This window comes from Streptomyces sulphureus DSM 40104, assembly GCF_000381025.1.
Lineage (GTDB): Bacteria > Actinomycetota > Actinomycetes > Streptomycetales > Streptomycetaceae > Streptomyces > Streptomyces sulphureus.
Window position 1 is genome coordinate 139,384 of sequence record NZ_KB905817.1, and the last position, 25,763, is coordinate 165,146.

17 protein-coding genes and 1 CRISPR repeat array (1 of these 18 running past the window's edge) are annotated in these 25,763 nt (G+C 73.1%); of the genes, 6 read left to right on the forward strand and 11 right to left on the reverse strand.

Annotation, left to right across the window (positions count from 1 at the left end):
* Positions 1-128: 128 nt before the first annotated feature.
* The 4 genes from F603_RS0115975 to F603_RS0115990 all read right to left on the reverse strand — a co-directional run bounded on the left by F603_RS0115975 (position 129) and on the right by F603_RS0115990 (position 10,201).
* Entirely contained in the window at positions 129-1,730 is a 1,602-nt protein-coding gene (locus F603_RS0115975) for a serine/threonine-protein kinase (RefSeq protein WP_019547015.1), read from the reverse strand.
* 298 nt (positions 1,731-2,028) lie between these two features.
* Positions 2,029-5,667, reverse strand: coding sequence for a hypothetical protein (locus tag F603_RS0115980; protein WP_019547016.1), 3,639 nt, complete (start codon positions 5,665-5,667; stop codon positions 2,029-2,031).
* A 342-nt stretch (positions 5,668-6,009) separates the two neighbouring features.
* A complete protein-coding gene (locus tag F603_RS0115985) occupies positions 6,010-8,151 on the reverse strand; it encodes a serine/threonine-protein kinase (RefSeq protein ID WP_026328461.1) in 2,142 nt (713 codons plus the stop codon).
* Between the two features lie 343 nt (positions 8,152-8,494).
* On the reverse strand, positions 8,495-10,201 hold the full coding sequence (locus tag F603_RS0115990; RefSeq protein ID WP_026328462.1) for a glycerol-3-phosphate dehydrogenase/oxidase: 1,707 nt from the start codon (positions 10,199-10,201) through the stop codon (positions 8,495-8,497).
* Between the two features lie 233 nt (positions 10,202-10,434).
* Here F603_RS0115990 and F603_RS0115995 point away from each other — a divergent pair, with 233 nt between their 5' ends.
* Complete coding sequence (locus tag F603_RS0115995; RefSeq protein ID WP_019547019.1) at positions 10,435-11,697, forward strand: nucleotide sugar dehydrogenase; 1,263 nt, start codon at positions 10,435-10,437, stop codon at positions 11,695-11,697.
* A 63-nt stretch (positions 11,698-11,760) separates the two neighbouring features.
* Here F603_RS0115995 and F603_RS0116000 read toward each other — a convergent pair whose 3' ends face one another.
* The 4 genes from F603_RS0116000 to F603_RS0116015 all read right to left on the reverse strand — a co-directional run bounded on the left by F603_RS0116000 (position 11,761) and on the right by F603_RS0116015 (position 16,078).
* Entirely contained in the window at positions 11,761-12,876 is a 1,116-nt protein-coding gene (locus F603_RS0116000) for a GuaB3 family IMP dehydrogenase-related protein (RefSeq protein WP_019547020.1), read from the reverse strand.
* A gap of 90 nt (positions 12,877-12,966) precedes the next feature.
* Complete coding sequence (guaB, locus tag F603_RS0116005; RefSeq protein ID WP_026328463.1) at positions 12,967-14,472, reverse strand: IMP dehydrogenase; 1,506 nt, start codon at positions 14,470-14,472, stop codon at positions 12,967-12,969.
* A gap of 85 nt (positions 14,473-14,557) precedes the next feature.
* Positions 14,558-15,163, reverse strand: coding sequence for an RNA polymerase sigma factor ShbA (gene shbA / locus F603_RS0116010; RefSeq protein ID WP_026328464.1), 606 nt, complete (start codon positions 15,161-15,163; stop codon positions 14,558-14,560).
* A gap of 303 nt (positions 15,164-15,466) precedes the next feature.
* On the reverse strand, positions 15,467-16,078 hold the full coding sequence (locus F603_RS0116015; protein ID WP_003948568.1) for a response regulator transcription factor: 612 nt from the start codon (positions 16,076-16,078) through the stop codon (positions 15,467-15,469).
* A 364-nt stretch (positions 16,079-16,442) separates the two neighbouring features.
* On the opposite strand from F603_RS0116015, the gene F603_RS0116020 reads away from it, so the two are divergent.
* The 3 genes from F603_RS0116020 (at position 16,443) to F603_RS0116030 (ending at position 18,311) form a co-directional block, all read left to right on the forward strand.
* Positions 16,443-16,775: a WhiB family transcriptional regulator gene (locus F603_RS0116020; protein WP_019547023.1), complete on the forward strand. Its 333-nt coding sequence runs from the start codon at positions 16,443-16,445 to the stop codon at positions 16,773-16,775.
* 42 nt (positions 16,776-16,817) lie between these two features.
* Entirely contained in the window at positions 16,818-17,471 is a 654-nt protein-coding gene (locus F603_RS0116025) for an MOSC domain-containing protein (RefSeq protein WP_019547024.1), read from the forward strand.
* A 66-nt stretch (positions 17,472-17,537) separates the two neighbouring features.
* Positions 17,538-18,311, forward strand: a complete 774-nt coding sequence (locus tag F603_RS0116030; protein ID WP_026328465.1) for an SDR family NAD(P)-dependent oxidoreductase — start codon at positions 17,538-17,540, stop codon at positions 18,309-18,311.
* 63 nt (positions 18,312-18,374) lie between these two features.
* Here the strand turns inward: F603_RS0116030 and groL are convergent, their stop codons facing one another.
* Entirely contained in the window at positions 18,375-20,000 is a 1,626-nt protein-coding gene (gene groL / locus F603_RS0116035) for a chaperonin GroEL (protein ID WP_019547026.1), read from the reverse strand.
* Positions 20,001-20,164: 164 nt separating this feature from the next.
* Complete coding sequence (gene groES / locus F603_RS0116040; RefSeq protein ID WP_016909742.1) at positions 20,165-20,479, reverse strand: co-chaperone GroES; 315 nt, start codon at positions 20,477-20,479, stop codon at positions 20,165-20,167.
* Positions 20,480-20,808: 329 nt separating this feature from the next.
* Here groES and F603_RS0116045 point away from each other — a divergent pair, with 329 nt between their 5' ends.
* On the forward strand, positions 20,809-21,984 hold the full coding sequence (locus tag F603_RS0116045) for a class I SAM-dependent methyltransferase (protein WP_019547027.1): 1,176 nt from the start codon (positions 20,809-20,811) through the stop codon (positions 21,982-21,984).
* Between the two features lie 3 nt (positions 21,985-21,987).
* Here the strand turns inward: F603_RS0116045 and F603_RS0116050 are convergent, their stop codons facing one another.
* A complete protein-coding gene (locus F603_RS0116050; RefSeq protein ID WP_019547028.1) occupies positions 21,988-23,559 on the reverse strand; it encodes a CopD family protein in 1,572 nt (523 codons plus the stop codon).
* Positions 23,560-24,045: 486 nt separating this feature from the next.
* On the opposite strand from F603_RS0116050, the gene F603_RS0116055 reads away from it, so the two are divergent.
* The gene (locus F603_RS0116055; protein WP_019547029.1) at positions 24,046-24,924 is read left to right on the forward strand and encodes an arylamine N-acetyltransferase family protein; all 879 of its coding nucleotides are present in this window, start codon (positions 24,046-24,048) and stop codon (positions 24,922-24,924) included.
* A gap of 170 nt (positions 24,925-25,094) precedes the next feature.
* Positions 25,095-25,763: direct repeats of the CRISPR family, unit length 29 nt; unit sequence GGGTCCATCCCCGCGTGCGCGGGGAGCAG; it runs 398 nt beyond the window's last position.

Here is a 25,763-nt window from a genome sequence, read left to right on the forward strand (position 1 = left end):
GGCGCCGCGGCGACGCTCGTATACCCAGCGGTAACCGCTTTTCACGGAATCTGCCAGCAATCGGTGGCACAACTACGGGTGCCGGCCCGCTCGCGGAGGGTGCGCAGCCCCGACAGGCCCGCGCGCGGCTACGGTTCGTGGATCTCCAAGGACTCCACGGCCTGCGCATAGACGTCGAGCCCCTCCTCCATCGCGCTGCCCTTCTGCGGCATGTCGACCTTCAGCCGCCAGGCCACGCCGTCCTCGTTGACGTAGAAGAGTTCCTGGGCCCGCCGCTCCGTCAGCGCCTCGGGGGTCTCCTCCTCGGCCGTCGCGTCGGTGTAGCGGGTGGTGACCGAGGCGGCCTCCCGGTCCTGGTGCTCCGTCTCGCTCACCGCGCTGCGGACGTCCTCCTTCGTCGTGGTGTAGTCGTCGGGATCGCCGTCGTCGTACCGCGACTTGAACGCGTTGGCCTCGGCGAGCGCGTCCTCCTCGACGTTCTTGGTGTAGCGGGAGAGGTAGATCTCGATGAGACCGCCGGGCTCCGTGTACGTGACCGAGTTCTCGCCCGCACTGCGCTCGTAGCCGTCCGGGACCGCGAGGGTGGCGCGCACGCGCTCGTCCTCCTCCCGCGTCGACCAGCCGCTGGGCGCCCTGTCCACCGCGAGGAAGACGACGAGCGCCGCCACGGCGGCGAGCGCCGCGACCGCGCCGCCCGTGCCCCACTGCCACCTGCGGCTGCTGCGCACCTTCCCCGGGTACGCGCGCAGCGCCCTGGTGAACGCGGCGGTCCGCGGCTCCGTCGTCTGCTGCGGGAGCTGGGGCGTCGGGCGGGCGACGTCGTCGAGGGTCTGGCGCACCTCGGCTGCGCCCGGGCGCATCGCCGGCTCCTTCTGGAGGAGGTTGACGACGAGCATCCCCAACGCGCCCGAGACGGCGGCTGCTTGGGCCGGGCGCTGCGGTTCGGCGGAGAGGACGGCCTGGAGCGTCGCCGGGGTGTTGGCCCGGCGGAACGGCGAGACGCCCTCGGTCGCGGCGTAGAGGACGACGCCGAGCGACCAGAGGTCGGACCCGGGCCCCGGCCGCTGGCCGAGCACGCGCTCCGGCGCGATGTACTCGGGCGAGCCGACGAACGCGCCCGTCTCGGTGAGCCGTTGCTCCCCCTCGACCTGCGCGATGCCGAAGTCGGTGAGCACCACCCGCTGGTGGTCGCCGAGGAGGACGTTGTCCGGCTTCACGTCGCGGTGGAGGATGCCCTTGGCGTGCGCCGCGTCGAGCGCGCCTGCCACGGCGCCGCCGATGCGGGCCGCCTCGCGCGCGTCGAGCGTCCCCTCCTGGAGCACGTCGGCGAGGGAGTGCCCGCGGACCAACTCCATCACGATCCACGGCCGTTCCTCCTCCACCACCACGTCGTGGATGGTGACGACCGAGGGGTGGTCGATCCGCGCCGCCGCGCGCGCCTCACGGCGCATGCGCTGGTACATCGTCTCGCGCTCGCGGTGCGAGAGGTGCTCGGGGACGCGCGGTTCCTTGACGGCCACCTCGCGGTCGACGACCTCGTCGTGCGCCCGCCAGACCGTGCCCATACCACCGTGGCCCAGCCTCGCGAGAAGCCGGTACCTGCCGCCGACGAGGCTGCCCACGTCCGACTGCGCCCCTCCCTCAGAGCGCGGTGCCGGCACCTCCGCGGCTCCGGGCGGCTGGAGCCCGTAGCTCGTCGGCTCACCCGAGCGCTCCCCCTCGTGCGTCATGCCTCACTCCTCGCGTGGGGCGCGTGCCCTCGTCGCTGCTGCATCCGCGGCACGGCGGCACGCTCGCCCCCGTGGCCGTACGCACTGTACTGGGTGCGGAGCCAAGTGGCGTGCGGGAAAGAGGAGTTACGGCGGGTCCCTCCGCCTCGGTCGAGGGACTGCGTTCGACATGTCCGCGTCGACATCCCTCTTGAGATGCGTGACACGTGTCCTGGCCGGACCGGCAGCGTCGTCATCAGCCCTGGAGGGCTCGCACAACGGACGCTGGCCGGAGCCTCCCCCCGAGCGGACCGCCCCGTCACCGCGTCCGCGTGCCGTACGTGTCCGCCACCGCCTCGAAGGTTTCGTCGATCTCCGCGCGCTGGGACTTCGGCCCCTTCACCAGCAGGACGTGGTACTTGCCCTCGTGGAGCATCGCGCGGTTGCGTGCGTAGACCTCGCGGCCTCCGCTGTCCGGCCAGGTGAACGTGCCCTCGACCATCGCCTTGTCGCCGACGTCGATGTCCCGCAGGCCGCTCGCCGAGTTGTCGAACTCGGAGCTGCGGTAACCGGCGAGCTCCGGCTCGTGGTTGAGCTGGTACTCCATCAGGTCTTTGCCGAACTTTTCCGCGGTGTCGCGGCCGTTGGCGACGACCATCTCCACCGCGCCGCCGTTGTACCGCACTTCGCCCGACTCGCCGACGGAGCGCCTGTCCCACTTCTTCGGCACGGCGACCCGGAAGCCCGCCGGGTCGTTGCTCATTTTGTAGCCCTTGGGCGCGGCCTTGCCCGGCAGCGCGCCCGAACCGCCGTCCTGCGAACGGCCGTTGCCCTTGTCCGAGCCGCCGTCCTCGCTCTTGCCCGCACCCTTGTCCGCGTCGTCGTCGGGCGCGGGAGGGTCCGCGCTGCCGACCGATCCCTGGCGCTGCGCGTCGTCGCCCTCGCCCGCATCCGGCATGAACCACGTCGCGTAGAGCACCGCCGCCGTCAGGGCCAACAGCACGACGCCGACGAGGAGACGGCCCAGCCTCACCGGACGGCGGCCACCGCCGCGCGCAATACGCGGCTCACGCGGGCCCTTCGGCGGACGCTCGGCACGGCGCGGCTTCTCCGCCTTCGGCGGACGCTCGGCGCGGCTCCGCTTCTCCGCCTTCGGCTTCCGCGCTGCCGAGGGGGAGAGCTGGATGTGCGGTTCCTCGGCCGCCGCCGCGCGTTGCGCCTCGGCCCGTGCGCGCTTCTCGGCGCGGCGGCGCTCCCTGCGCCGCCGGACGAGCTCGCCGCGGCGCCGTACTATCGGCAGCCGGTGCGGGTCGGCCGGGCCGCCCGGCTCCAGCGACGGCGGCCCCATCACCGTCCGCAGGCCCACTTCGGGCTCGGGCGCGGAGCGGATCAGCGAGCGGAGCCAGCCGCGCAGCTCCTCGAACTCCGGCCGCTCCATGGGGTCCTGGCGCAGCAGCGACTCCACGACGGGCCGCAGCGGACCGCAGTCCTCGGCGAATGCGGGCGGCTCGGCACAGACCATCTGCACCAGCTCGGCGACGGAATCCTCCGGGTACGGCGCGTGTCCCTGCACGGCGCGGAAGAGCAGTACCCCGAGCGCCCAGAGGTCGGCCGCGGCACCGACCGGCGGTGCCAGCCTCCAGTTGTCGTAGACAGGACCTGCCTGCTCGGGCGCCCACCGCTCCGTGACGGCACCGACGACGGTCATCCGCGCCTGCCGCGCCCGCTCCGCCGCAAGCGCCGTCGTCGGCCCCCTGTACCGCTCCGGCTCGCCCCACTCCGCGGCTGCCGGCTCGGTTCGCCCGCCCCACGCGGCGTACCCGCCCGGGACGGCCTCCGGCGTGGTCTCCCGGCCCGGCCCGGCCTCGCCTTCCGCCGCGGTCTCCCCCTCGCCGCTCACGCCACCGACCGGCTCCAACTCCCCACCGGTGCCGGGCTCCTGCCCCCGCGCGCCGGGGTCACTGCGTCCGCCGTGGACGGTGCGTACGCCCGACTGCGGTACAGGACCGTACGGTTCGCCCTCGGGGCCGTACCCCTCAGCCGTCCCGTCCGCCCCGTCCGCCGCGGCCGGTGCGCGCCCGGTCCGCGTGCCGGCCCACTCGGCGCGGACCCAGCGGCCCTCGGACGGGCGGGAGCCGGGCAGCGCCGTCGGCCCCACCGGGTCCTCCGGGCCCTGGTCGCGGTGCCCGGGCGGCGGCTGCGCGCCGGGGGCCAACGGCCCGTAGACGCCCTCGCGGAGTTCGTCCCTGGAGAGTTCCGCCTCGGAATCCGCGGGCGCCGCCCCGCCCGGCAGCTCGTCGGGAGCGGACCCGCGCGACCGCGTCCACCACTCCCCCTCCTCGGCACGCCGCTCGCCCGCCTCGTCACCGCGCGACTCGGCGACCGCACGCCGCGCACCCGCCCGGTACGCGGCGATCGCCCCTCGCTTGGCCGCCCTGGCCGAGACCTCGGCGTCCAGCGCCTGGACCGCGTCCTCGGCACGGGACGCGCTCGCGGAACCCGCCCCCAACACGAACGGGCCACCCGCACGCTCACCGGGCGACCCCCAATTTCCGTATGCCTGTGCGACGTTGGACTCGCCCGACGCAGGACCAGGCCCAGCACCTTCACCGTGCGGCGCACCCCCGGAACCCGACGCCGACGGGAACGGGCCAGGCGCGCCCTCACCGGGCGTTCCCCGGTCACCGCTTCCCGGCACGTCGACACCACCCGACGCGGAACCGGGCCGTACCGCCCCGCCACCGGCATCGCCCGGCCGCCCACCGCGAGGCGCCCCCAGGGGACCCGACGTCCGATACCCCGGCACCACAGGACCGGGCTCAGATCCGTCACCCGCGCCCTCGCCAGGCGGCCAACCACCGTGCGACGACACCGGGTTGACCGAGCCCGGCCACACCGCCCCGGCACCGGGCTCACCAGCCCCGTCACCGCGAGGCGCTCCCACGGGGCCCGACGTCCGATACCCCGGCGCCACAGGACCGGGCTCGGACCCGTCACCCGCATCCCCGCCAGGCGCCCAACCACCGTGCGACCACGCCGTGCTGGACGCGCCCGGCCCGGCCGCACCCCGGGTGTCCCTCGCCCCCTGATCGAACCCGAAGAGCGCCCCGTCCTGCTCACCACCGCGGTACGGGGAAGGGGTGCCCTCGTTCTGCGGCAGGAAGCCCTTGGGCAGCGGGTTTCCGGCGAACGTCGCGGGGACGCCGGGCGCGGTCTCCTCTTCGCGCGCCGCCGCGAGCGCGGCCCGTGCGCCCGTGGCGCGGTCCGTGGCGGCGTCGGCCGCGTGCGCCGGTTCCTGAGCGGGCTCGGGCAACTGCGCCTCGGGCAGGCTCCCTTCGGGCGACGCCGCCTCAGGGGCGGGGAGCGGGTCGTAGCCGCAGAGGGCCTCCTGGGCTGCGCCCTCCGCGAGCCCCGTGAGCAGCGCGCGGCCGTCCTCGCAGACGAGCACGGTGCGTGCGGTGATGTTGCGGTGCGCCCAGCCGTGCGCGTGGACGTTGCGGAGGGCGGCGAGGAGGTCGGCGGCGATCTCCGCTGCGCGGTGCGCCCCGAGGGGGCGCTCGGCGAGGAGCGCGGCGAGCGGCCGCGCGGGCACCGACTCGCTGACTATCCACAGTCCGTCGCCCTCGACGAAGACGTCGAAGACCTGGTCGAGCCGCGGATGGTCGGGGATGCGCGAGGCGGCGAGTGCGGCCTCGACCGCGCGCCGCACCACCGGGTCGGCCGGCCGCCGCGTCGCCCCGCTGGCCTGCGCCCTGCGCCGGGGCCCTGCGGCGCTCGGGCCGTCCTCGAACTCGGCCTCCACCACCTCGGGGAGCGGCACCTGCCGGACGAGGACCTCCTGGCCGCTCGCCGTGTCGTAGGCGAGGGACTCCACGAACTCGTACTCGTCCGCCGGGGGTTGGGGCAGGCGGTAGCGCTCGGCGAGCAATCGCCCGGCGTAACCGGTGTAGTCGTCCACGGCACCTCCCCACAGCCCGCTTAACCGCTCGGGCTTCCTCCGCTCCCCTCGCGGCTCCGCACGGTCCACGGTCCCTCACGATACGTGCCGCAACTGCCTCCCGTCGCCCTCCTGCTGACTCGGCGTACGACAACTCACGCCTGTCCACGGCACGGTGGCACCCGGCGCCTACGCCGCCGTACACCACTCGTACGGGTCACACGCACGCGCGGTTCCCACGGGAGCCATGTGCCCCGAATCGACGCACGGGAACCAGGCCGTCGGCAGTGGGTGAGCGCAGGCTGCGGGGACGCACGTCCCGACCCGCCTCGCAGCGAGGGAAGTTCGCAGCGGCCGCGGGGCTCAGCCCTTCGGCTGGAAGGTACGGAAGGCGGTGTCGCGGAGCGTCTTGCACTCCTTCGCGCCCCACTCGCCGGCCTTGCAGGTGATCATGATCGCGTAGCCGCGTCCGCCGTCGACCTTGAAGCCGCGGTTGAGGACGCGGACCTTGCCGCCGTCCTCGCTCCGCGTGAACTGCCAGTCGGCGACGGTCGGGTAGTCCCGCCAGCCGACCTTGTCGATGCCGATGAGGTGGTAGCCGGGGCTGCTCCCGCTCACCGCGGGCTCCAGTTCGCGCCAGGCGCCTGCGGCGTCGTCGAGCGGGCTCGCGTTGTAGTCGACCTGGACGCGCGGGAGTCCGCCCTGCTTCGTCGCGTACTTGCCGCCCGAGTTGCGGCCCGCGACGCCGACGCGCTCGAAGCCCTCCGGCATCGCCATGGCGAAGTGGAAGCGCCCGTCGGAGACCTTCTCGTACCCGTCGGGCACGCCGTCCTTGCCCTGCTTCTCGCCGGCGTCCTTGTCCTGCTTCTCGCCGCCGTCCTTGCCCTTGTCCGGCTTGTCGTCCTTCGCGCCCTCGGTGCCGCCCGAGCCGTCCTTGTCGGCGCCCTTCTCGTCCTTCGCCTCTTTGCCGCCCGAAGTCGCGGCGTCGCCGGTGCTGCTCCCCGCGCTGCCCGTGGTCTCGTCGCCGCCGTCGTCGCCGCCTGTGCTGAAGAGCACCGCGCCCACCGCGACGAGCACCACCAGCACCGCGGCGGCGACGGCCAACACCCGCCGCGAGACGCCCTTGCGGAGCTCCGGCAGCTCCTGCAGATCCCGGAGGGAGGTGATGGCGGCGCTGCCCCCGCGCTCCGGCGCCGGACGGCCGCCGCTGCCGTCACCCGTGGCGGCAGCGCGCGACTCCGCCGGCAACTCCCCCGCCGCGGCCCGCTCGTCCTCGCCCTGCGCCGCCTCCGGCTTCACGGCACCGGCCGCCGGCCCTTCGCCCGCAGCGGTCTCCGCACCCGAACGGGCCCCCGGGGCCCGGGAGTCGGGCCCGTCCTTCACTCCGGCACCTGCCGAGCCGTTCGACGCCGCCTGTCCCGACGCCGCCTGTCCCGACGCGGCAGCCGCGCCCCCGGCAGCAGCCCCCGCCGCCGCGTTCCGTACCGACTTCAGCGCGCCCCGCAGCCGCTCCCCCGACCCCGACCCCGAGGACTCACCGCGCCGCTTCCACAGCCCGATGCTCCGCGCCCCGGACGACGCCCCCGAAGGCCCGCCCTGCGGCGAAACCCCCGGCTCCGCCCGCGTCCTGGCGTCCTGCGCCCCGTCGGCTGCCGCCGCCTTCCCGCGTCTGCGCACGGGGCTGCCCGCCGCGACGGGCTCCAGCAACGCCCGGGCCCCGTCGACGTCGAGGCGCTTCTCCGGGTCCTTCACGAGCAGCCCCGCGATCACCTCGGAGAGCTCGCCCGCCTTCTCCGACGACGGGACCGGCTCCGTCATCACCGCGGTGAGCGTGGAGATGGCGGAACCCTTGTCGTAGGGCGGGTGGCCCTCGACGGCCGCGTAGAGCAGGCCGCCCAGCGACCACAGGTCGGCGGGCGGCCCCGGGCGCTTGCCCCGCGCGCGCTCCGGCGAGATGTACGAGGGCGCTCCGACGAGCATGCCGGTGGAGGTGACCGAGGGGTCGCCCTCGACCTTGGCGATCCCGAAGTCGGTGAGGACGACGCGCCCCGTGCCGTCCTCGAGCAGCACGTTGGACGGCTTGACGTCGCGGTGGAGGATGCCCTCGCGGTGCGCGGCGCGCAGCACGTCGAGGATGGCGAGGCCGACCTCGGCGGCCCGGCGCGGAGTGAGCGTCCCCTCCCGCTTGATGCGGTCGGCGAGCGAATGCCCCTCGACGAGCTCCATCACGATCCACGGACGCCCGTCCTCGTCGACGACGTCGAAGACGGTGATCGCGCTGCCGCTGCGGATACGGGCGATCGCCTTGGCCTCGCGGAGGGTTCGCGTGATGAGGCGCTGCTTCTCGTCCTCGTCGACGCTGGAGGGGAAGCGCAGCTCCTTGACGGCGACGGTCCGGCCGAGGATCTCGTCCTTGCCGCGCCAGACGGTCCCCATCCCGCCACGGCCGAGGACATCCTCGAGCCGATAGCGTCCTCCTACCAGCCGTCCCGTGTCCTCGCTCATGAATCCCCTTGAGTCCCCTCTGCGGTGAGCCCACCCCCGGCAGAGCTTTCATTGTGAACCATCGTGATGACAAGTCGACTACGGGGTCCGGCCCTTGCCACCCCCGCACGAGGCCGGCGCAGCCGCTTCGGCCTGCGCTTTCCGACGTCTTCTCAGCCGCCGGAACCGACCCGCACGGCAGTCGTACGACGGGGCGCGCTGGCCGTCCTGACCGGCGGTCAGCACGACGCGTACGCGCGCTGGTTCGGGGAGCTCCGGGGCGCTCCTCGCCTGGCGGACCGGCGGTGGACCGCCGGCCAGGGCGACCGTATCCGATTCCGCGCCCCCGCCGGTCCGCCGACGGCTAGAGCGGGGCGATGTCGGGGGCGCCGAGCCGTGCCGCGTCCGCCGTGCGGTCGTCGGGCTGGCGCTGGGACTCCACCTCGGCCTCGACGCGCTTCTCGTAGTGCTCCACCTCGCGTGCGATCTGGTCGCCGTCCCAACCGAGTACGGTGGCCATCAGGTCGGCGCACTCCCTGGCGCTCCGCGCACCGCGGTCGAAGGTCTCGATGGAGATGCGCGTGCGCCTCGTCAGTACGTCCTCCACATGGCGTGCCCCCTCGTGCGTACAGGCGTAGACGACCTCCGCCTTGAGGTAGTCGTCGGCCGCCGGCAGCGGCTCCCCCAAAGCCGGGTCGCGCGCGACGAGTTCGAGCACCTCCTGCGCGAGCGTCCCGTACCGGCCGAGCAGGTGCTCGACGCGCGCCACGTGCAGCCCGGCGCCCGCGGCGAGCCGCGCCCGCGCGTTCCACCGCGCCGGATACCCCTCGGCGCCCACGAGCTGCACCTCCTCCGTGACGCAAGGGCCCACCTTCTCGTCGAGCCCGCGCACCGCCTCGTCGACGGCGTCCTTCGCCATCACCCGGTACGTCGTGTACTTGCCGCCCGCGATCACCACGAGCCCGGGCACGGGGTGGACGACGGTGTGCTCCCTGGAGAGCTTGCTCGTCGCATCCGACTCCCCCGCGAGCAGCGGGCGCAGCCCCGCGTAGACACCCTCTACGTCGTCGCGCGAAAGCGGCACCGACAGCACGGAGTTGAGGTGGTCGAGGAGGTAGTCGATGTCGGCGCTGGACGCGGCCGGATGCGCCTTGTCGAGGTCCCAGTCGGTGTCGGTGGTGCCGATGATCCAGTGCCGTCCCCAGGGGATGACGAAGAGCACCGAGGTCTCGGTGCGCAGGATCAGCCCCGACGAGGAGTTGATCCGGTCCCGGGGAACGACGAGGTGGATGCCCTTCGAGGCGCGCACGTGGAACCGCCCGCGTTCCGCGATGAGCTCCTGCGTGTCGTCGGTCCACACCCCCGTCGCGTTCACCACCTGCTTCGCGCGCACCTCGAACTCCCCACCGAACTCGAGGTCCTCGATCCGCGCACCGACCACGCGCTCCCCTTCGCGGAGGAAACCGACCACCCGCGCACCGTTCGCCGCGAGCGCCCCGTAGGACGCCGCCGTACGCACCAGCGTCTCGGTGAAGCGCGCGTCGTCGACCTGCGCGTCGTAGTACTGCAGGGCACCGACGAGCGCGCTGCGCTTCAGCCCGGGCGCCACCTGGAGCGCGTGCCGGCGCGAGAGGTGACGGTGGAGCGGGAGCCCGCGCCCGTGCCCCGAGGAGATCGACATGGCGTCGTACATCCCCACACCGCTGCCGACGTACAACCGCTCCCAGCCGCGGTGCTTGAGCGGGTAGAGGAACGGAACCGGCTTCACCAGATGCGGCGCCAGCCGTTCCAGGAGCAGCCCCCGCTCCTTCAGCGCCTCCCGCACCAGGGCGAAGTCGAGCATCTCCAGGTACCGCAGCCCACCGTGGATGAGCTTGCTCGACCTGCTGGAGGTGCCGGCCGCCCAGTCCCGCGCCTCGACGATGCCGGTACTAAGTCCCCTCGTCACGGCGTCGAGCGCGGTGCCCGCACCGACGACCCCGCCGCCGACGACGAGCACGTCCAACTCCCGCTCGGCCATTTTCGCCAGGGCTTCGGCCCGCTGCTCGGGGCCCAGTGTCGCTGTCCTCACGCTGCCTCCCGTGCGCTTCGTACGGAAACCTGCCCCGGACCTGCCCGTCCCCCGCCCGCCCGACTCCTGCCCACGATGGTCCCCCATTTCCCCGACTTTGGCCGAGCGTCTGGCATGGCTCGGCGTCCAATCCAACCGGGCTTTCATATAGGCCCTTAACCTGACATAGCGCCTCGCACCAGACCGCGAATCCCCGCCGCAGCGGCCGGGAAAGGGGAAGGAAGTCCTCAGCCATGCCCGCAGATCTCGCCGTACTCGGACTCGCCCGATCGGGTCTCCCACTCGCGCTCGCTGCGACCGCCGCCGGTGTCGGCACCCTCGGCTACGACCCGGACGAGGCCACCGTCGCCGAGGTCACCGCAGGACGCCCGCCCGCCGGCGCCCCGCTCACCGCAGCCGAACTCCGCCGGATGCTCTCCCGCGGCTTCCGCGCCAGCGCCGACCCCGCCGTCCTCGCCCGCGCCCGCACCGCGGTCCTCTGCACCCCGACGCCGCTCGCCACCGACCGCTCCCTCGACCTGACGACGCTGCACACCGCCGCCCGCACCCTCGCCTCCCGACTGAGACCGCGCACCACCGTCATCGTCGAATCGACGCTCCACCCCGGCGGCACCGAACGCGACGTACGCCCCCTCCTGGAGGAGGGCTCGGGCCTGCGCGCCGGACGCGACTTCCACCTGGCGTACGCCCCCACCCGCCTCGACCCCGGCAACCGCACCTGGGGGTACGCCAACACCCCGCGCGTCATCGGCGGACTCACCCCCGCGTGCACCGAGGCCGCCGCCGCCTTCTACTCCCGGCTGACGGAGAAGGTCGTACGCGCCCGCGGGCTGCGCGAAGCCGAGGCGGCGAAGCTGCTGGAGACCAACTACCGGCAGGTCAACATCGCGTTCATGAACGAGATGGCCGTCTTCTGCCACGACCTCGGCATCGACCTGTGGGACACCATCCGCTGCGCCGAGACCAAACCCTTCGGCTACCAGGCGTTCCGCCCGGGTCCCGGCGTCGGCGGACACGGCCACGCCCTCGACCCCGACTGCCTCGACCACCGCACCCGCACGCCCGGGTACCCGCTGCGCATGGTCGGCCTCGCGCAGGAGGTCAACGCGCGCATGCCGCGGTACGTCGCACAGCGCGCCGCCGCGCTCCTCAACGAGTACGGCAAGTCCGCCAGGGGCGCACGCATCCTCCTGCTCGGCGTCACCTACAAGCCCGACCTCCCCGACCGGCAGGGCGCCCCCGCCGACGAGGTGGCGGCCCGACTCCGCGAGCTCGGCGCCGAGTTGGCCTTCCACGACCCGTACGTCCCGCACTGGAGCCCGCAGGGACTCCGCGTCCGACGGGCCGAGGCGCTCTACGAGGCCGCCGCCGACGCCGACCTCACCCTCCTCCTCCAGCACCACCGCACGTACGACCTCCAGGGCCTCGCAGCCAAGGCACAGCTCTTCCTCGACACCCGCGGCGCGAGCCCGACAGGCGCCGCCCACCGCCTCTGAGCCGCACCGCACGACAGAGCGCCCGCACGCCGACAGGCGTACGGGCGCTGTATGTGTGCGGTGTCAGCGCGAGCGCGCGATGGTGACCTCCACGCGCTGGAACTCCTTCAGCTCCGAGTACCCGGTGGTGGCCATCGCGCGGCGGAGCGCGCCGAAGAAGTTCATCGAGCCGTCCGGCGTGTGCGACGGGCCGAGGAGGACCTCCTCCAGCGTTCCGACGACGCCGAGGTCGACGCGGCGGCCGCGCGGCAGCTCCTCGTGGACCGCCTCCATGCCCCAGTGGTGGCCGTGTCCCGGCGCATCGCTCGCCCGCGCCAGCGGGGAGCCCATCATCACCGCGTCGGCGCCGCAGGCGACGGCCTTGGGCAGGTCCCCGCTCCAGCCGACGCCGCCGTCCGCGATCACGTGGACGTACCGGCCGCCCGACTCGTCGAGGTAGTCCCGCCGCGCCGCGGCGACGTCGGCGACCGCCGTCGCCATGGGCACCTGGATGCCGAGGACGTTCCGCGTGGTGTGCGCGGCGCCGCCGCCGAAGCCCACGAGCACACCTGCGGCGCCGGTACGCATCAGGTGGAGGGCCGCGGTGTAGGTGGCGCAGCCGCCGACGATCACGGGGACGTCGAGCTCGTAGATGAACTGCTTGAGGTTGAGCGGCTCGGCCGCACCGGAGACGTGCTCCGCCGAGACGGTGGTGCCGCGGATCACGAAGAGGTCCACGCCGGCGTCGACGACCGCCTTGGAGAACTCGGCGGTCCGCTGCGGCGAGAGCGCCGCAGCCGTCACGACGCCCGAGTCGCGCACCTCCTTGATGCGCCGGCCGATCAGCTCTTCCTTGATCGGCTCCGAGTAGAGCTCCTGGAGCCTGGTCTGCGCGGCCGACTCGTCGAGCTCGGCGATCTCCTCCAGCAGCGGCTCCGGGTTCTCGTACCGCGTCCAGAGGCCCTCCAGGTTGAGGACGCCGACGCCGCCGAGCTCACCGATGCGGATCGCGGTGCGCGGAGAGACGACCGAGTCCATCGGGGCCGCGAGGAAGGGCAGTTCGAAGCGGTAGGCGTCGATCTGCCACGCGATGGAGACCTCTTTCGGGTCGCGGGTACGCCTGCTGGGCACCACGGCGATGTCGTCGAAGGCGTAAGCCCGCCGCCCGCGCTTGCCGCGCCCGATCTCGATCTCAGTCACGTGTGAGGCCCTTCTCTACGGTTACCGGGCCAGTATCCCCGACGCCCGCGCGCGGCGGCGCGGCCCCCACCGCCGCGCGCGGAAGACGCGTCAGCGGCGGTTGTAGTTGGGGGCCTCGGTCGTCATCTGGATGTCGTGCGGGTGGCTCTCCTTGAGCCCTGCCGCGGTGATGCGGACGAACTTCCCCCGCTCCTTCATCTCCGGGACGGTCCGCCCGCCGACGTAGAACATCGACTGCTTCAGCCCGCCGGCGAGCTGGTGCACGACGGCACCCAGCGGACCGCGGTAGGGAACCTGGCCCTCGATGCCCTCGGGGATGAGCTTGTCGTCGCCCGAGACCTGCTCCTGGAAGTAGCGGTCCTTGGAGTACGAACGCTGCCCGCCGCGCGTCTGCATCGCGCCGAGGGAGCCCATGCCGCGGTAGGACTTGAACTGCTTCCCGTTGATGAAGAGCAGCTCACCGGGCGACTCCTCGCAGCCGGCGAGCAGGCTGCCGAGCATCACGGTGTCCGCCCCCGCGACGATCGCCTTGGCGATGTCGCCGCTGTACTGGAGCCCGCCGTCCCCGATCACCGGGACGCCCGCGGACCTCGCCGCCTCCGCGGCCTCGTAGATCGCGGTGACCTGCGGTACGCCGACGCCGGCCACGACGCGCGTGGTGCAGATCGAGCCCGGCCCCACGCCCACCTTGATGCCGTCGGCACCCGCGTCGACGAGCGCCTTGGCGCCCTCCCTCGTCGCGATGTTGCCGCCGACGACGTCCACACCGGGGGCGTTGGACTTGACCTTGGCGACCATCTCCGCGACGAGCCGCGAGTGGCCGTGCGCCGTGTCGACGACGACGAAGTCGGCACCGGCCTCGACGAGCGCCTGCGCCCGCTCGAACGAGTCCCCCGCGACGCCGACCGCGGCGCCGACGAGCAGCCGGCCCTCGGAGTCCTTCGCCGCGTTCGGGTACTGCTCCGCCTTGACGAAGTCCTTCACGGTGATGAGGCCCTTGAGCACACCCGAGCCGTCGACGAGCGGAAGCTTCTCGATCTTGTGCCGACGCAGCAGCTCCATCGCCTCGTCCCGCGAGGTCCCCACCTCGGCGGTGACGAGCGGCATCGGCGTCATGACGTCGCGCACCTGGCGGCTGCGGTCGAGCTCGAAGGCCATGTCCCGGTTGGTGACGATGCCGAGGAGCCGCCCCGCGTCGTCGGCGACGGGGACGCCGCTGATCCGGAACCGGCCGCAGAGCTCGTCCGCCTCGGAGAGCGTCGCCTCGGGACGGATCGTGATCGGATCGGCGACCATCCCGGACTCCGAGCGCTTGACCCGGTCGACCTGGGCGGCCTGGTCCGCTATCGCGAGGTTCCGGTGGAGCACGCCCACGCCGCCCTGCCGCGCCATGGCGATCGCCATCCGCGCCTCGGTCACCTTGTCCATCGCCGCGGAGAGCAGCGGCACGTTGACCTTCACGTTGCGCGAGACATGCGAGGCGGTGTCGATGTCCTCAGGGGCCATATCGGACTCGCCCGGCAATAGCAGGACGTCGTCGTATGTCAGCCCCAGAGTGGCGAATTTGGCGGGCACTCCGTCGACGTACTCTGTCATGACACCTTTCCCATGCTTGCCCCGGCGAGGAAATCCATGCTAACGGCCACGGGAGAGTGCACCGCCCCTCCCCGACGTCCGCCGGCTACTGCTCGGCGAGCTCCCGAAGCCTGCTCAGCGCTCTGTGCTGGGCAACGCGCACGGCGCCCGGTGACATTCCCAGCATCTGCCCCGTCTCCTCGGCCGTGAGGCCGACGGCGACGCGCAGCAGCACCAGTTCCCTCTGGTGCTCCGGCAGGTTGGCGAGGAGCCTCTTCGCCCACTCCGCCTCGCTGCTGAGCAGCGCCCGCTCCTCCGGGCCGAGGGAGTCGTCCGGCCGCTCCGGCATCTCGTCCGAGGGAACTGCCGTGGACCCGGGACCGCGCATCGCGGCCCGCTGAAGGTCGGCGACCTTGTGCTGCGCGATGGCGACGACGAACGCCTCGAAGGGCTTTCCCGTGTCCCGGTACCGCGGCAGCGCGAGGAGCACGGCGATGCAGACCTCCTGCGCGAGGTCGTCGACCAAGTGCCGTGCGTCGCCCGGGAGTCGGGTGAGACGCGTGCGGCAGTACCGCAGCGCCAGCGGGTGCACCCGCGCGAGCAGGTCGTGGATCGCCTGCTGCTCGCCTTCGACAGCGCGGCGCACGAGGGCACCGGCGTCCGCAGGCCCCGAGGCGGCCGACTGGGCCCCCACGCTCTCGTCGTCGCGCATCGGTCCATGGTGCACCGAAGCCGCGCGATCCGTCCCCCGGCCCCGGGAGGCGGCACCCTCCCCCCGCCGCGGCGAGACCACGCCCGCACGGCCCTCGGCCTGCAACTCGGCGGTCTGATCAGGGGCGTTCACCCGCATCTCGCACGCCCTCCCCTCACGCCCGGTCGGCCCGTCCCCGAGGAACTCCATACTCCAAGGATGCGGCACACGCCCGTTAACCGCGCCGGCCCTGCCGCCCCGCCTCCCCGAAGGAGGCGCGGGCGGCGACGGGAGAGCGGTGCTCCGGGTGGCCGGCGCCGGCACTCAGCGGACGAGCCCCCAGCGGAAGCCGAGCGCGACCGCGTGCGCGCGGTCCGAGGCGCCGAGTTTCTTGAAGAGCCTGCGTGCGTGCGTCTTGACGGTGTCCTCGGAGAGGAAGAGCTCGCGCCCGATCTCGGCGTTGGAGCGCCCGTGGCTCATGCCTTCGAGGACCTGGATCTCGCGCGCCGTGAGCGTCGGGGCCGCCCCCATCTCCGCCGACCGCAACCGCCGGGGCGCCAGCCGCCAGGTCGGGTCCGCGAGGGCCTGGGTGACGGTCGCGCGCAGCTCGGCGCGAGAGGCGTCCTTGTGGAGATAGCCTCTGGCGCCCGCGGCCACGGCGAGCGCGACCCCGTCGAGATCCTCCGCCACGGTGAGCATGATGATGCGCGCCCCCGGATCGGCGGAGAGCAGCCGCCGCACGGTCTCCACGCCGCCGAGCCCCGGCATCCTCACGTCCATCAGAATCAGGTCACTGCGGTCGGCGCCCCAGCGGCGGAGGACTTCCTCGCCGTTGGCCGCCGTCGTCACGCGCTCAACTCCCGGCACGGTCGCGACCGCGCGGCGGAGCGCCTCTCGGGCAAGCGGGGAGTCATCGCATACGAGGACGGAAGTCATGACCACCCTCCGCGGCTGATGCGCATCACCTTGAGCCTCCAGGCTGCTTGTGGTTCGTCACCTGTGCGATTGACAGCCTCGGACCCACAGGTCCGAGCTGACTTCCGCCAACCGCTTCAGCCCGCTCAACGACGGTCACCCGAAAGAGTTACGGGGTCCTACGGTCGGCTTCGACACTCTACGTGAGGGCGCGCTTACGCAGCAGCCACCTCGCAGGGCGTCGGCTTCCCGGTTCCGCGATCACCTCGGCCAGGCGGTCCATCCGATTCGCCTGCCTTCCTTTGGTTCACGCGGATATGTGCCTAAAGTCCCGATGAGTCATATTTACGGATGAGCCTCCGACTCTCTCCAAGGGGACAAGGCAATGGCAGACTTCTCCCGGCTTCCAGGACCCAACGCCGACCTGTGGGACTGGCAGTTGCTCGCCGCCTGCCGCGGCGTCGACAGCTCGCTCTTCTTCCACCCCGAAGGAGAGCGCGGTGCCGCCCGCACCGCCCGCGAGGAGTCGGCGAAGGAGGTGTGCATGCGTTGCCCCGTCCGCTCGGAGTGCGCCGCGCACGCCCTCGCCGTCCGAGAGCCCTACGGCGTGTGGGGCGGCCTCACCGAGGACGAGCGCGAGGAGCTGCTCGGCCGGGCGCGGGGGCGGCTCGTCCCGGCGCGGCACGGCGGGGACGAGGAGGACCCACCGCCCGAGTAGCGCCGTTCCTGCCCACGGTCGTCCGCAAGTACGCTCGTCCCCATGCAGCTCCTCACCGTCAACATGGGGACCGCCGAGCGCTCCGAGCACACGGGAGCGCCCGGCAACCTGACAGGCATCGGCAAGCGGCCGGTCAGCGGTCCCGTGCGGGTCGTGGCGCCGGGGCCGCGGGGCGAGGACGGGAGCGGACTCGTCGGGGACGCGGTCTGCGACCTGCGGCACCACGGCGGTGACGAGCAGGCCGTCTACGCGTACGCACGCGAGGACCTCGACGCGTGGGAGAAGGAGCTCGGCCGCGAACTGCCGGCGGGCGCGTTCGGTGAGAACCTCACCACCCTCGGCGTGGACGTCAACTCGGCGCTGCTCGGCGAGCGTTGGCAGGTGGGGAGCGCCGTCCTGCAGGTGAGCTCGATGCGGGTGCCGTGCCGGACCTTCGCCGGGCACCTCGGAGAGGAGCGCTGGGTGCGGCGGTTCACCGAGCGCGCGCTACCGGGGGCCTACTTCCGAGTCGTCGAGGAGGGTGCGCTCGCGGCGGGCGACACCGTCAAGGTGACGTGGCGGCCAGGGCACTCGGTGACGGTCGGCCTCCTCTTCCGGGCGCTGACCGGCGAGCCCGAGCTGCTGCCCCGTCTCGCGGAGGCCGAGGAGTGGCTGCCCGAGGTCGGCCTGGCGAGGCTCCGGGCCCGCGTCGGGTAGCGGCCGATCCGGGCGGCGGAAAGGCCCGTCGGCGGGGCGTGCGGATGCCCGGCTAGCGTGCTCGCCATGACGACTGCGCTGATCACCGGATCGACGGCGGGCATCGGTGCCGCCTTCGCGCGCCGCCTGGCGAGGGACGGACACGACGTGGTGCTGGTGGCGAGGGACGCCGAGCGCCTCAGCGACCAGGCGGCCGAACTCCACGACCGGCACGGCGTCGAAGCCGCCACCCTCGTCGCCGACCTCGCGGAGGAGCCGGGGATCGCCGCCGTCGAGGAGCGGCTGCGGGATGCCGATCGCCCCGTCGATGTGCTCGTCAACAACGCCGGGTTCGGCAACAAGGGGCGGTACCTGGAGGTGCCGGTCTCCGACGAGTTGACGATGCTCAAGGTGCACTGCGAGGCGGTGCTGAGGCTGACGAGCGCCGCCGCCGAGACGATGCGGGGGCGCGGGCGCGGGAGCGTGGTCAACGTCTCCTCGGTGGCCGCGTTCGTGCCGCGCGGTACCTACGGCGCCTCGAAGGCGTGGGTGGTCCAGTTCACGCAGGGCGCGGCGAAGGATTTGGCGGCGTCGGGGGTGCGGCTGATGGCGCTCTGCCCGGGGTTCGTCCGGACGGAGTTCCACCGGCGTGCGGGCATGGACACGGGGAACATCCCCGGGTGGATGTGGCTCGACGCGGACAAACTCGTCGACTCCGCGCTGCGCGACCTGGAGCGCGGGAAGTCGCTCTGCATTCCGGACGCCCGGTACAAGGCGCTGCTCGGTGCCTCGCGGCTGCTGCCGCGCGGGGTGCTCGCGCGCGCGTCGTCCACCACCGGCAGGCGGTACGGGCCGCGTTGACGCGGCGAGGCCCGGCGCCCCTTCCGGGGTGCCGGGCCTCCACTGCGGCCGGGTGACTTCGCGTCAGTGCGCGTGGCCGTGGCCGTGGCCGGCGGCCGGCTCCTCTTCCTCGGCCGGCTTCTCGACGACGAGGGTCTCGGTCGTCAGGAGCAGCGAGGCGATGGAGGCGGCGTTCTCCAGCGCGGAGCGGGTGACCTTGACCGGGTCGATGACGCCGGCCTTGACGAGGTCGCCGTACTCCTCAGTGGCGGCGTTGTAGCCCTGGCCCTTCTCCAGCTCGGCGACCTTGGAGGTGATGACGTACCCCTCCTCGCCGGCGTTCTCCGCGATCCAGCGGAGCGGCTCGACAGCGGCACGGCGGACGACGGCGACACCGGTGGCCTCGTCGCCCTCCCTGCCGAGGCTGTCTTCGAGCACCTTCACGGCGTGGACCAGCGCGGAGCCACCGCCCGAGACGATGCCCTCCTCAACGGCCGCGCGCGTGGCGGAGATCGCGTCCTCCAGGCGGTGCTTCTTCTCCTTCAGCTCCACCTCGGTGGCCGCGCCGACACGGATCACGCAGACGCCGCCCGCGAGCTTCGCGAGGCGCTCCTGGAGCTTCTCGCGGTCCCAGTCGGAGTCGGTGTTCTCGATCTCGGCCTTGATCTGGGCGACCCGGGCCTTGACGTCGTCGCTGTTGCCCGCGCCGTCGACAATGGTGGTGTCGTCCTTGGTGACGGTGACGCGGCGGGCCGAGCCGAGGACGTCGAGACCGGCCTGGTCGAGCTTGAGGCCGACCTCCTCCGCGATCACGGTGCCGCCGGTGAGCGTCGCCATGTCGCCGAGCATCGCCTTGCGGCGGTCGCCGAAGCCGGGGGCCTTCACCGCGACGGCGTTGAAGGTGCCGCGGATCTTGTTGACGACGAGGGTGGAGAGCGCCTCGCCCTCGACGTCCTCGGCGATGATCAGCAGCGGCTTGGAGCTGCCCGCCTGCATGATCTTCTCGAGCAGCGGGAGCAGGTCCTGGATCGAGGAGATCTTGCCCTGGTGGATGAGGATGTACGGGTCCTCGAGGACGGCCTCCATCCGCTCCTGGTCGGTGACCATGTACGGGGAGAGGTAGCCCTTGTCGAAGGCCATGCCCTCGGTGAAGTCCAGCTCCAGGCCGAAGGTCTGCGACTCCTCGACGGTGATGACACCGTCCTTGCCGACCTTGTCCATCGCCTCGGCGATGAGCTCGCCGACCTGCTTGTCCTGCGCGGACAGGCCGGCGACGGAGGCGATGTCCTCCTTGGAGTCGATCGGCTGCGCGGTGGAGAGCAGGTCGTCGGAGACCGCCTGGACGGCGGCGTCGATGCCGCGCTTCAAAGCGGCGGGGGAGGCGCCGGCGGCGACGTTGCGCAGGCCCTCGCGTACGAGCGCCTGGGCGAGCACCGTCGCGGTGGTGGTGCCGTCACCCGCGATGTCGTTGGTCTTGGTCGCCACCTCCTTGACGAGCTGGGCGCCGAGGTTCTCGTAGGAGTCCTCGACCTCGACCTCACGGGCGATGGTGACGCCGTCGTTGGTGATCGTCGGGGCGCCGAACTTCTTGTCGATGACGACGTTGCGGCCGCGGGGGCCGATCGTCACCTTCACGGTGTCGGCGAGGTTGTTGACACCACGCTCGAGGGCGCGACGGGCGTCCTCGTCGAACTTCAGGATCTTGGCCATGAACTCTCAGGTCCTCTCGAACGAACCGCGCCCCGGCCCCGGCTCCATCGGAAGCGGGCACCAGGGCGCGGATCAGGCAAAATTCGGTGTCGGTGCGGCCGGGCGCGTCAGCGCCGCTGACGTCCTGCCCGCTCCTCGACCACTCGACGTTCGCTGTCGGCTGATTACTTCTCGACGACGGCGAGGACGTCGCGGGCCGAGAGGACGAGGTACTCCTCGCCGCTGTACTTGACCTCGGTGCCGCCGTACTTGCTGTACAGAACGACGTCGCCGACCTTGACGTCGAGCGGCAGGCGGTCGCCGTTCTCGAAGCGGCCCGGGCCGACGGCCAGGACGGTGCCCTCCTGGGGCTTCTCCTTGGCGGTGTCCGGGATGACCAGGCCGGAGGCCGTGGTCTCCTCAGCGTCGAGCGGCTGGACCACGATGCGGTCCTCAAGCGGCTTGATGGCAACCTTGCTGGCCTTGCTGGCGGTCGTCACGATCCGACCTCCCCCTTCGGAGATCTCAACACGGGGTTCTTATGTGTGCGGTGGCGACCTGGAGATCCGTCGTCGCGGGTGCCGGATCTGCCCGTCGCTGGTGCGTGTGCAACGGCGGCCTGCGGGCAGGGTGTTGCCACACCGTGCCTGCGCGGGTCGCGCATGCTCACGCGGTTGGCACTCCCTGGGCGAGAGTGCCAACGACGACATTATGCGGCGGTTAGCACTCCGTCAACCAGAGTGCCAGCGCGCCCTGCGGCCGTATTCTGCGGGACGCCTTCCGAGCCCGCGGAGGACGGCCGCCGACACCGGCGGGCGAGAATGACCGGGTGGATGCCGAGACCTTCTCCCAACTGCTCGAACCCGAGGGCCAGGCGCTCCTCGACCGACTCCGCGACCACGTGCCGGGCGACGAACTCGCCACCGCCACACGGCTGCGCCGCGAGCACCCGGCCGAGCTCGTCTCGGCCGCGCTGACGCAGGCGCGGCTGCGTCAGCGCGCGGTGGCGAAGTTCGGCGCACGCGACGCGGCGCGCATGTACTTCACCCCCGAGGGTGTCGAGCAGTCCACCCGTACCGAACTCGCCGACCACCGCGCCGCGCGGTTCGTACGGCTCGGCGTCCGCACCGCCGCCGACCTCTGCTGCGGCATCGGCGGCGACGCGCTGGCCCTCGCCCGCGCCGGCATCCGCGTGCTCGCCGTCGACTCGTCCCCGCTCGCCTGCGCGGTGGCTCGTGCCAACGCGGAAGCGCTGGGCGTCTCGGACCTCGTCGAGGTGCGATGCGCCGACGTCACCGAGGTGCCGCTCGACGGGGCGTTCGACGCTGTCTTCGTCGACCCCGGGCGACGGGGCGCGAAGGGCCGCACCTTCGACCCCGAGTCGTATGCGCCGCCGCTGAGTTGGGCCGTCGAGGCAGCACGGCGCGCGCCGTGCGCGGCGCTGAAGATCGCGCCCGGCGTCCCGCACGAGGCGGTCCCTGCGGACGCGGAGGCCGAGTGGGTCTCCTACCGCGGGGACGTCAAGGAGGCGGTGCTCTGGTTCGGTGCGGGGCGGGCCGGAGCGAAGCGGGCGACGCTGCTGCCCGCGGGGGACGCGCTCACCGGCGGGGCGGCGCAGGCGCCGCCCGTCGGGGCGGTGGGCGCCTACCTCTACGAGCCGGACGGCGCCGTGGTGCGGGCGCATCTCGTCGCGGAGGCGGCGGAGTTGCTCGGCGGGCGGCTGATCGATCCGACGATCGCCTACGTCACCGCCGACCACCGCGGCACGAGTCCCTTCGCCACCGGGTACGAGATCGGCGACGTCCTGCCGTTCAACCTCAAGCGGCTCCGGGCGCTCCTCCGCGAGCGGAACGTCGGGAACGTGACGGTGAAGAAGCGCGGCTCGGCCGTCGAACCGGAGGAACTGCGGCGAAAGTTGAAGCTCCGGGGCAGCGCCTCGGCGACCGTCTTCCTCACCCGGGTCGACGGCGCACCCTCGATGCTCGTCGGGCAGCCGCTGCGGTGACGGTCACCCCGGAGCCGGGACCGGGACGGCGGTGAGGACGGCGGAGACGGCCATGACCCCTGCGAGAAGCGCGAGTTCGGCGCGTACGGGGCCGCGCGCCGGGTCCGCGCCCCGCAGGCGCCGCAGCCGCCGGCGTGCGAAGAACGCGAGGAGCGCGACCGCGGCGATGAGCGCCAGCTTGATCAGGAACGTACGCCCGTAAGCGGAGTCGAGGAGACGATCCAGGGGGAGGCGCCGCAGGGTGCTGAAGGTGCCCGTGACGACGACGGCGGTGAACGCGACGGCCGCCACCCTCGTGTACCGCTGCAGCAGCACCCGCGCGGGCCCGGGTTCGCGCCGCCAGGCGTGCATCGTGTGGAGGACGCAGAGGAGGCCGCCCGTCCACACGGTCGCCGCGGTGAGGTGGACGAAGGTGAGGAGCGACCCGACGAGCGGAGTGTCCGCCTCCGGGTGGGCGCGGAACGCCTCGGCGACGATCACGACGAGCAACGGGAGGGGCGTCCACGAGACCCAGGGCGCACGGCGTGCCCCGGCGCAGAGCGCGGCGGCGGCGAAGGCGTTCGCCTCCAGCAGCGCGAGCGCGCCGTCCCGCGTCCCGTAGGCGGCTACGAGGTCGAGCTCGGCGAGGCGGTGGCCGAGCGAACCCGTCCCCGCGAGGACGAAGAGCTGCACGGCGGCGGCGACCGCGCCCACGAGCGCCCCGTTCACCGCCCACCGCCGCGCCGGCGACCCGGGCGCCTCGGGCACGGAGTGCGCAAGCCGTACGGCCGTCACCTCGCCGACTGCGAGCGCCAGCCCGCAGAAGGCAGCGGTACGCAGCACGGAGAGCGCCCAACCACCGGGAATCCCCAGCTCGTTGGTGCCGTCGAGGGCCAACCGGGGACCGAGCACGGCGACGAGCACGAGGGCGGCGGCGAGCAGCAGGAGGGGCGGCCACCGTTTGCCGGGGGCACGGTGGGTGGCGGGCTTCCGGGCGACGTCGGCTGGTCGGGGGCGGTCGGGGCGCGGGGCGGCGGGGTGCGGGGCGGTGCGGGACTCGGGTGGCAGGGGGCCGGGGAGGTGGCTGCCCGGGGACGGTGGTGGGGGTGCTTCCTGTGGGAGGGCGCCGGGGGGCTGCGGGGTGTGCGGTGGGGCGGCCTCGTCCGGGGTGCGTGCGGGGGGTGCGGTGGCGTGCGGGAGGGCTTGCGGGGCGGGGAGACGGCGCAGCTCGAGTATGTGCGCGTCGGAACGCTCGGGAGGTAGGGCGGCGTTGGCGGGAGCGGGGGATGAGCCGGCGTGCGGGGTGACGGAGGGTCGGGGCTGCTGCGGGGGGAGTCGGCCGCCGTCGGACATCTCGTGCGTCGAGGCGCCCGGTAGTGGGAGGGCGCCGGCGGACGAGGGAACCTTCGCGCCGGACGATCCGGCGTGCGCACCGCCGGACGATCCGGGCTGCTGCTCGGGGAGTCGGCCGCCGCCGGACGCCTCCTGCGCCGGGGTGTCCGGTGGCGACGAGGCAGCGTCCGCGGTCGCAGGGAGGTGCGCGGACGGGTTCCCGCGGTCGTCGCGGGGCGCGGGGGACGGGTCCGGACGTTTCACCGCTGACTCCTTGGTCGTGCCGGGTCTCGGGGCGCGCTTCCGGGCGCCTGGATGCTGCACTGGACGGGCCGTCGCGGCTGAAGTGCCCTGCTGGGGACGGGCGTTGCGGGGCCGCGCGGGGATTCACTGGTGGTGCGGTGCGGGCGGCGCGTGCGGGCCGACTCCGTGCGTCTTACGCAGGCGTCCATCCGCGCCGGGCGCACGAGAGTGTGCGGAGGCGCCGGGGAGGAGGCACGCTCGGCGGTGGCGCGCTGCTCGGCGTGCGGTCGTCGCGAGTCTCCCCGTCGGCGCCCGGCCGGGGGAAGACCGGGGGCGCAAGTTGGCAGCGCGGGCGCACCGGTTCGCGCGCCCGGCCTGTCCGGCACCCCTCATCGAGACCCCCACCACTCCATGCGCACCCCATCCTGCCCCCTGCCCGAGCCGCTGCCCGTCCCGGGGCCCAACCTGGGACAAACCGCGTAGCCGGTGGTCAATACACTGGCCACCATGTCCGCATCCGCCCCACCCGCCCCGCACGCACCCGAGCCGGATCTCGACGCCTACCTGGCACGCATCGGCTGGCAAGGCAGCACGGAGCCGAGCGCGGACGTACTCCGCAGACTGCAACGCGCGCACATCCTCGCCATCCCCTTCGAAAACACCGAGCCGCTCCTCGCCCGCCGCACCGCCGCCCCCTCCCTGCAACTTCCCGATGTGGAAGCGAAGTTGGTCCGCGGCCGCCGGGGCGGCTACTGCTACGAGCAGAACACGCTCTTCACCGCCGCACTGCGCGCCCTCGGCTTCGAGGTGCGCCTCCTGGCAGCGCGCGTCCTCATCGGCGCGCGCCCCGGCACCGTCCGCCCGCGCACCCACATGTGCCTGCTCGTACACGTACCGGGCGAGACGACGGGCCACCTCGCCGACGTCGGCTTCGGAACGCCCGGCATACCGCTCACCTCCGTGCCGCTCGCAGAGGGCGAGTACGAGCAGGAGGGCGGCCACCGGGTCCGCCTGCTACGCGAGCACGCCCCCGACCGCCCGCTCGCCGACTGGGAGCTGCACTCCCTCACGCCGCAGGGCTGGAACCGCCTCTACGGCTTCACCGTCGAGCCTTTCGAGGCCCCCGACTTCGACGTCGCCAACTGGCAGATCGCCACCAACCCACGCTCCCCGTTCTCCCAGACCCCCTGGATCGTCCGCACCCTCCCGGGCGGCGCCCACCGCAAACTCTCCGGACGCACCACCCTCACCCTCACCGAATCCCTCACCGACGGGACGCGGCACGAACGCCCCGTCGCCGACGGGGCGGAGGCGGTACGCGTCCTCGACGAGAAGTTCGGGATCGGACTGCCGTCAGGGAGTCGGTTGCTGGCGGGGGGAGGCTGAACTGCCCTTGGGGGGCGGCGGGTTGGTCTTTTGATGGGGGTGGCGGGGGACGCTCGTCAAGCACGCGTGGGGTAGGGGGTTTTGGCCGAGTACGGCACCGAGTCAGGGGGCCAGCAGCCCAGCGTGCGCGGGGAGCAGGGCCTTGGCGACCTGAAGGGAGCCGAGTCCGAGGGTCCATCCCCGCGTGCGCGGGGAGCAGTCGATCAGGCTCCAGATCGACTCCGGGGAGGCGGGTCCATCCCCGCGTGCGCGGGGAGCAGGTCGCGGCTGGGGGTGAGGGCGGCCTGCTCCTGGGTCCATCCCCGCGTGCGCGGGGAGCAGGGCCAGCTCGGGGTCGGCCTCGTCCTTGAGGAGGGTCCATCCCCGCGTGCGCGGGGAGCAGGCGGACATCGTCGGCAGGAACAAGCGCATCGTGGGTCCATCCCCGCGTGCGCGGGGAGCAGATCAAATCCGCCGCCGGCGGTCGTCATCACGAGGGTCCATCCCCGCGTGCGCGGGGAGCAGACCGGCGCGCTCGACCTGGCCGTGATGGACGTGGGTCCATCCCCGCGTGCGCGGGGAGCAGTGCAGAGGTTACCGGCCAGACTTCCGCCGTTGAGGGTCCATCCCCGCGTGCGCGGGGAGCAGGTGAGGGTTGCTGAAGTCCTTGTCGGGACGTGGGGTCCATCCCCGCGTGCGCGGGGAGCAGCACGCCGCCGTGGGTGCAACGTCCAAGCGGACGGGTCCATCCCCGCGTGCGCGGGGAGCAGCCGGTGTGGCCGGCGAGGACGTAGTCGTCCTTGGGTCCATCCCCGCGTGCGCGGGGAGCAGTCGGGCTGTCCGCCCGTGTGCCCGTGCCC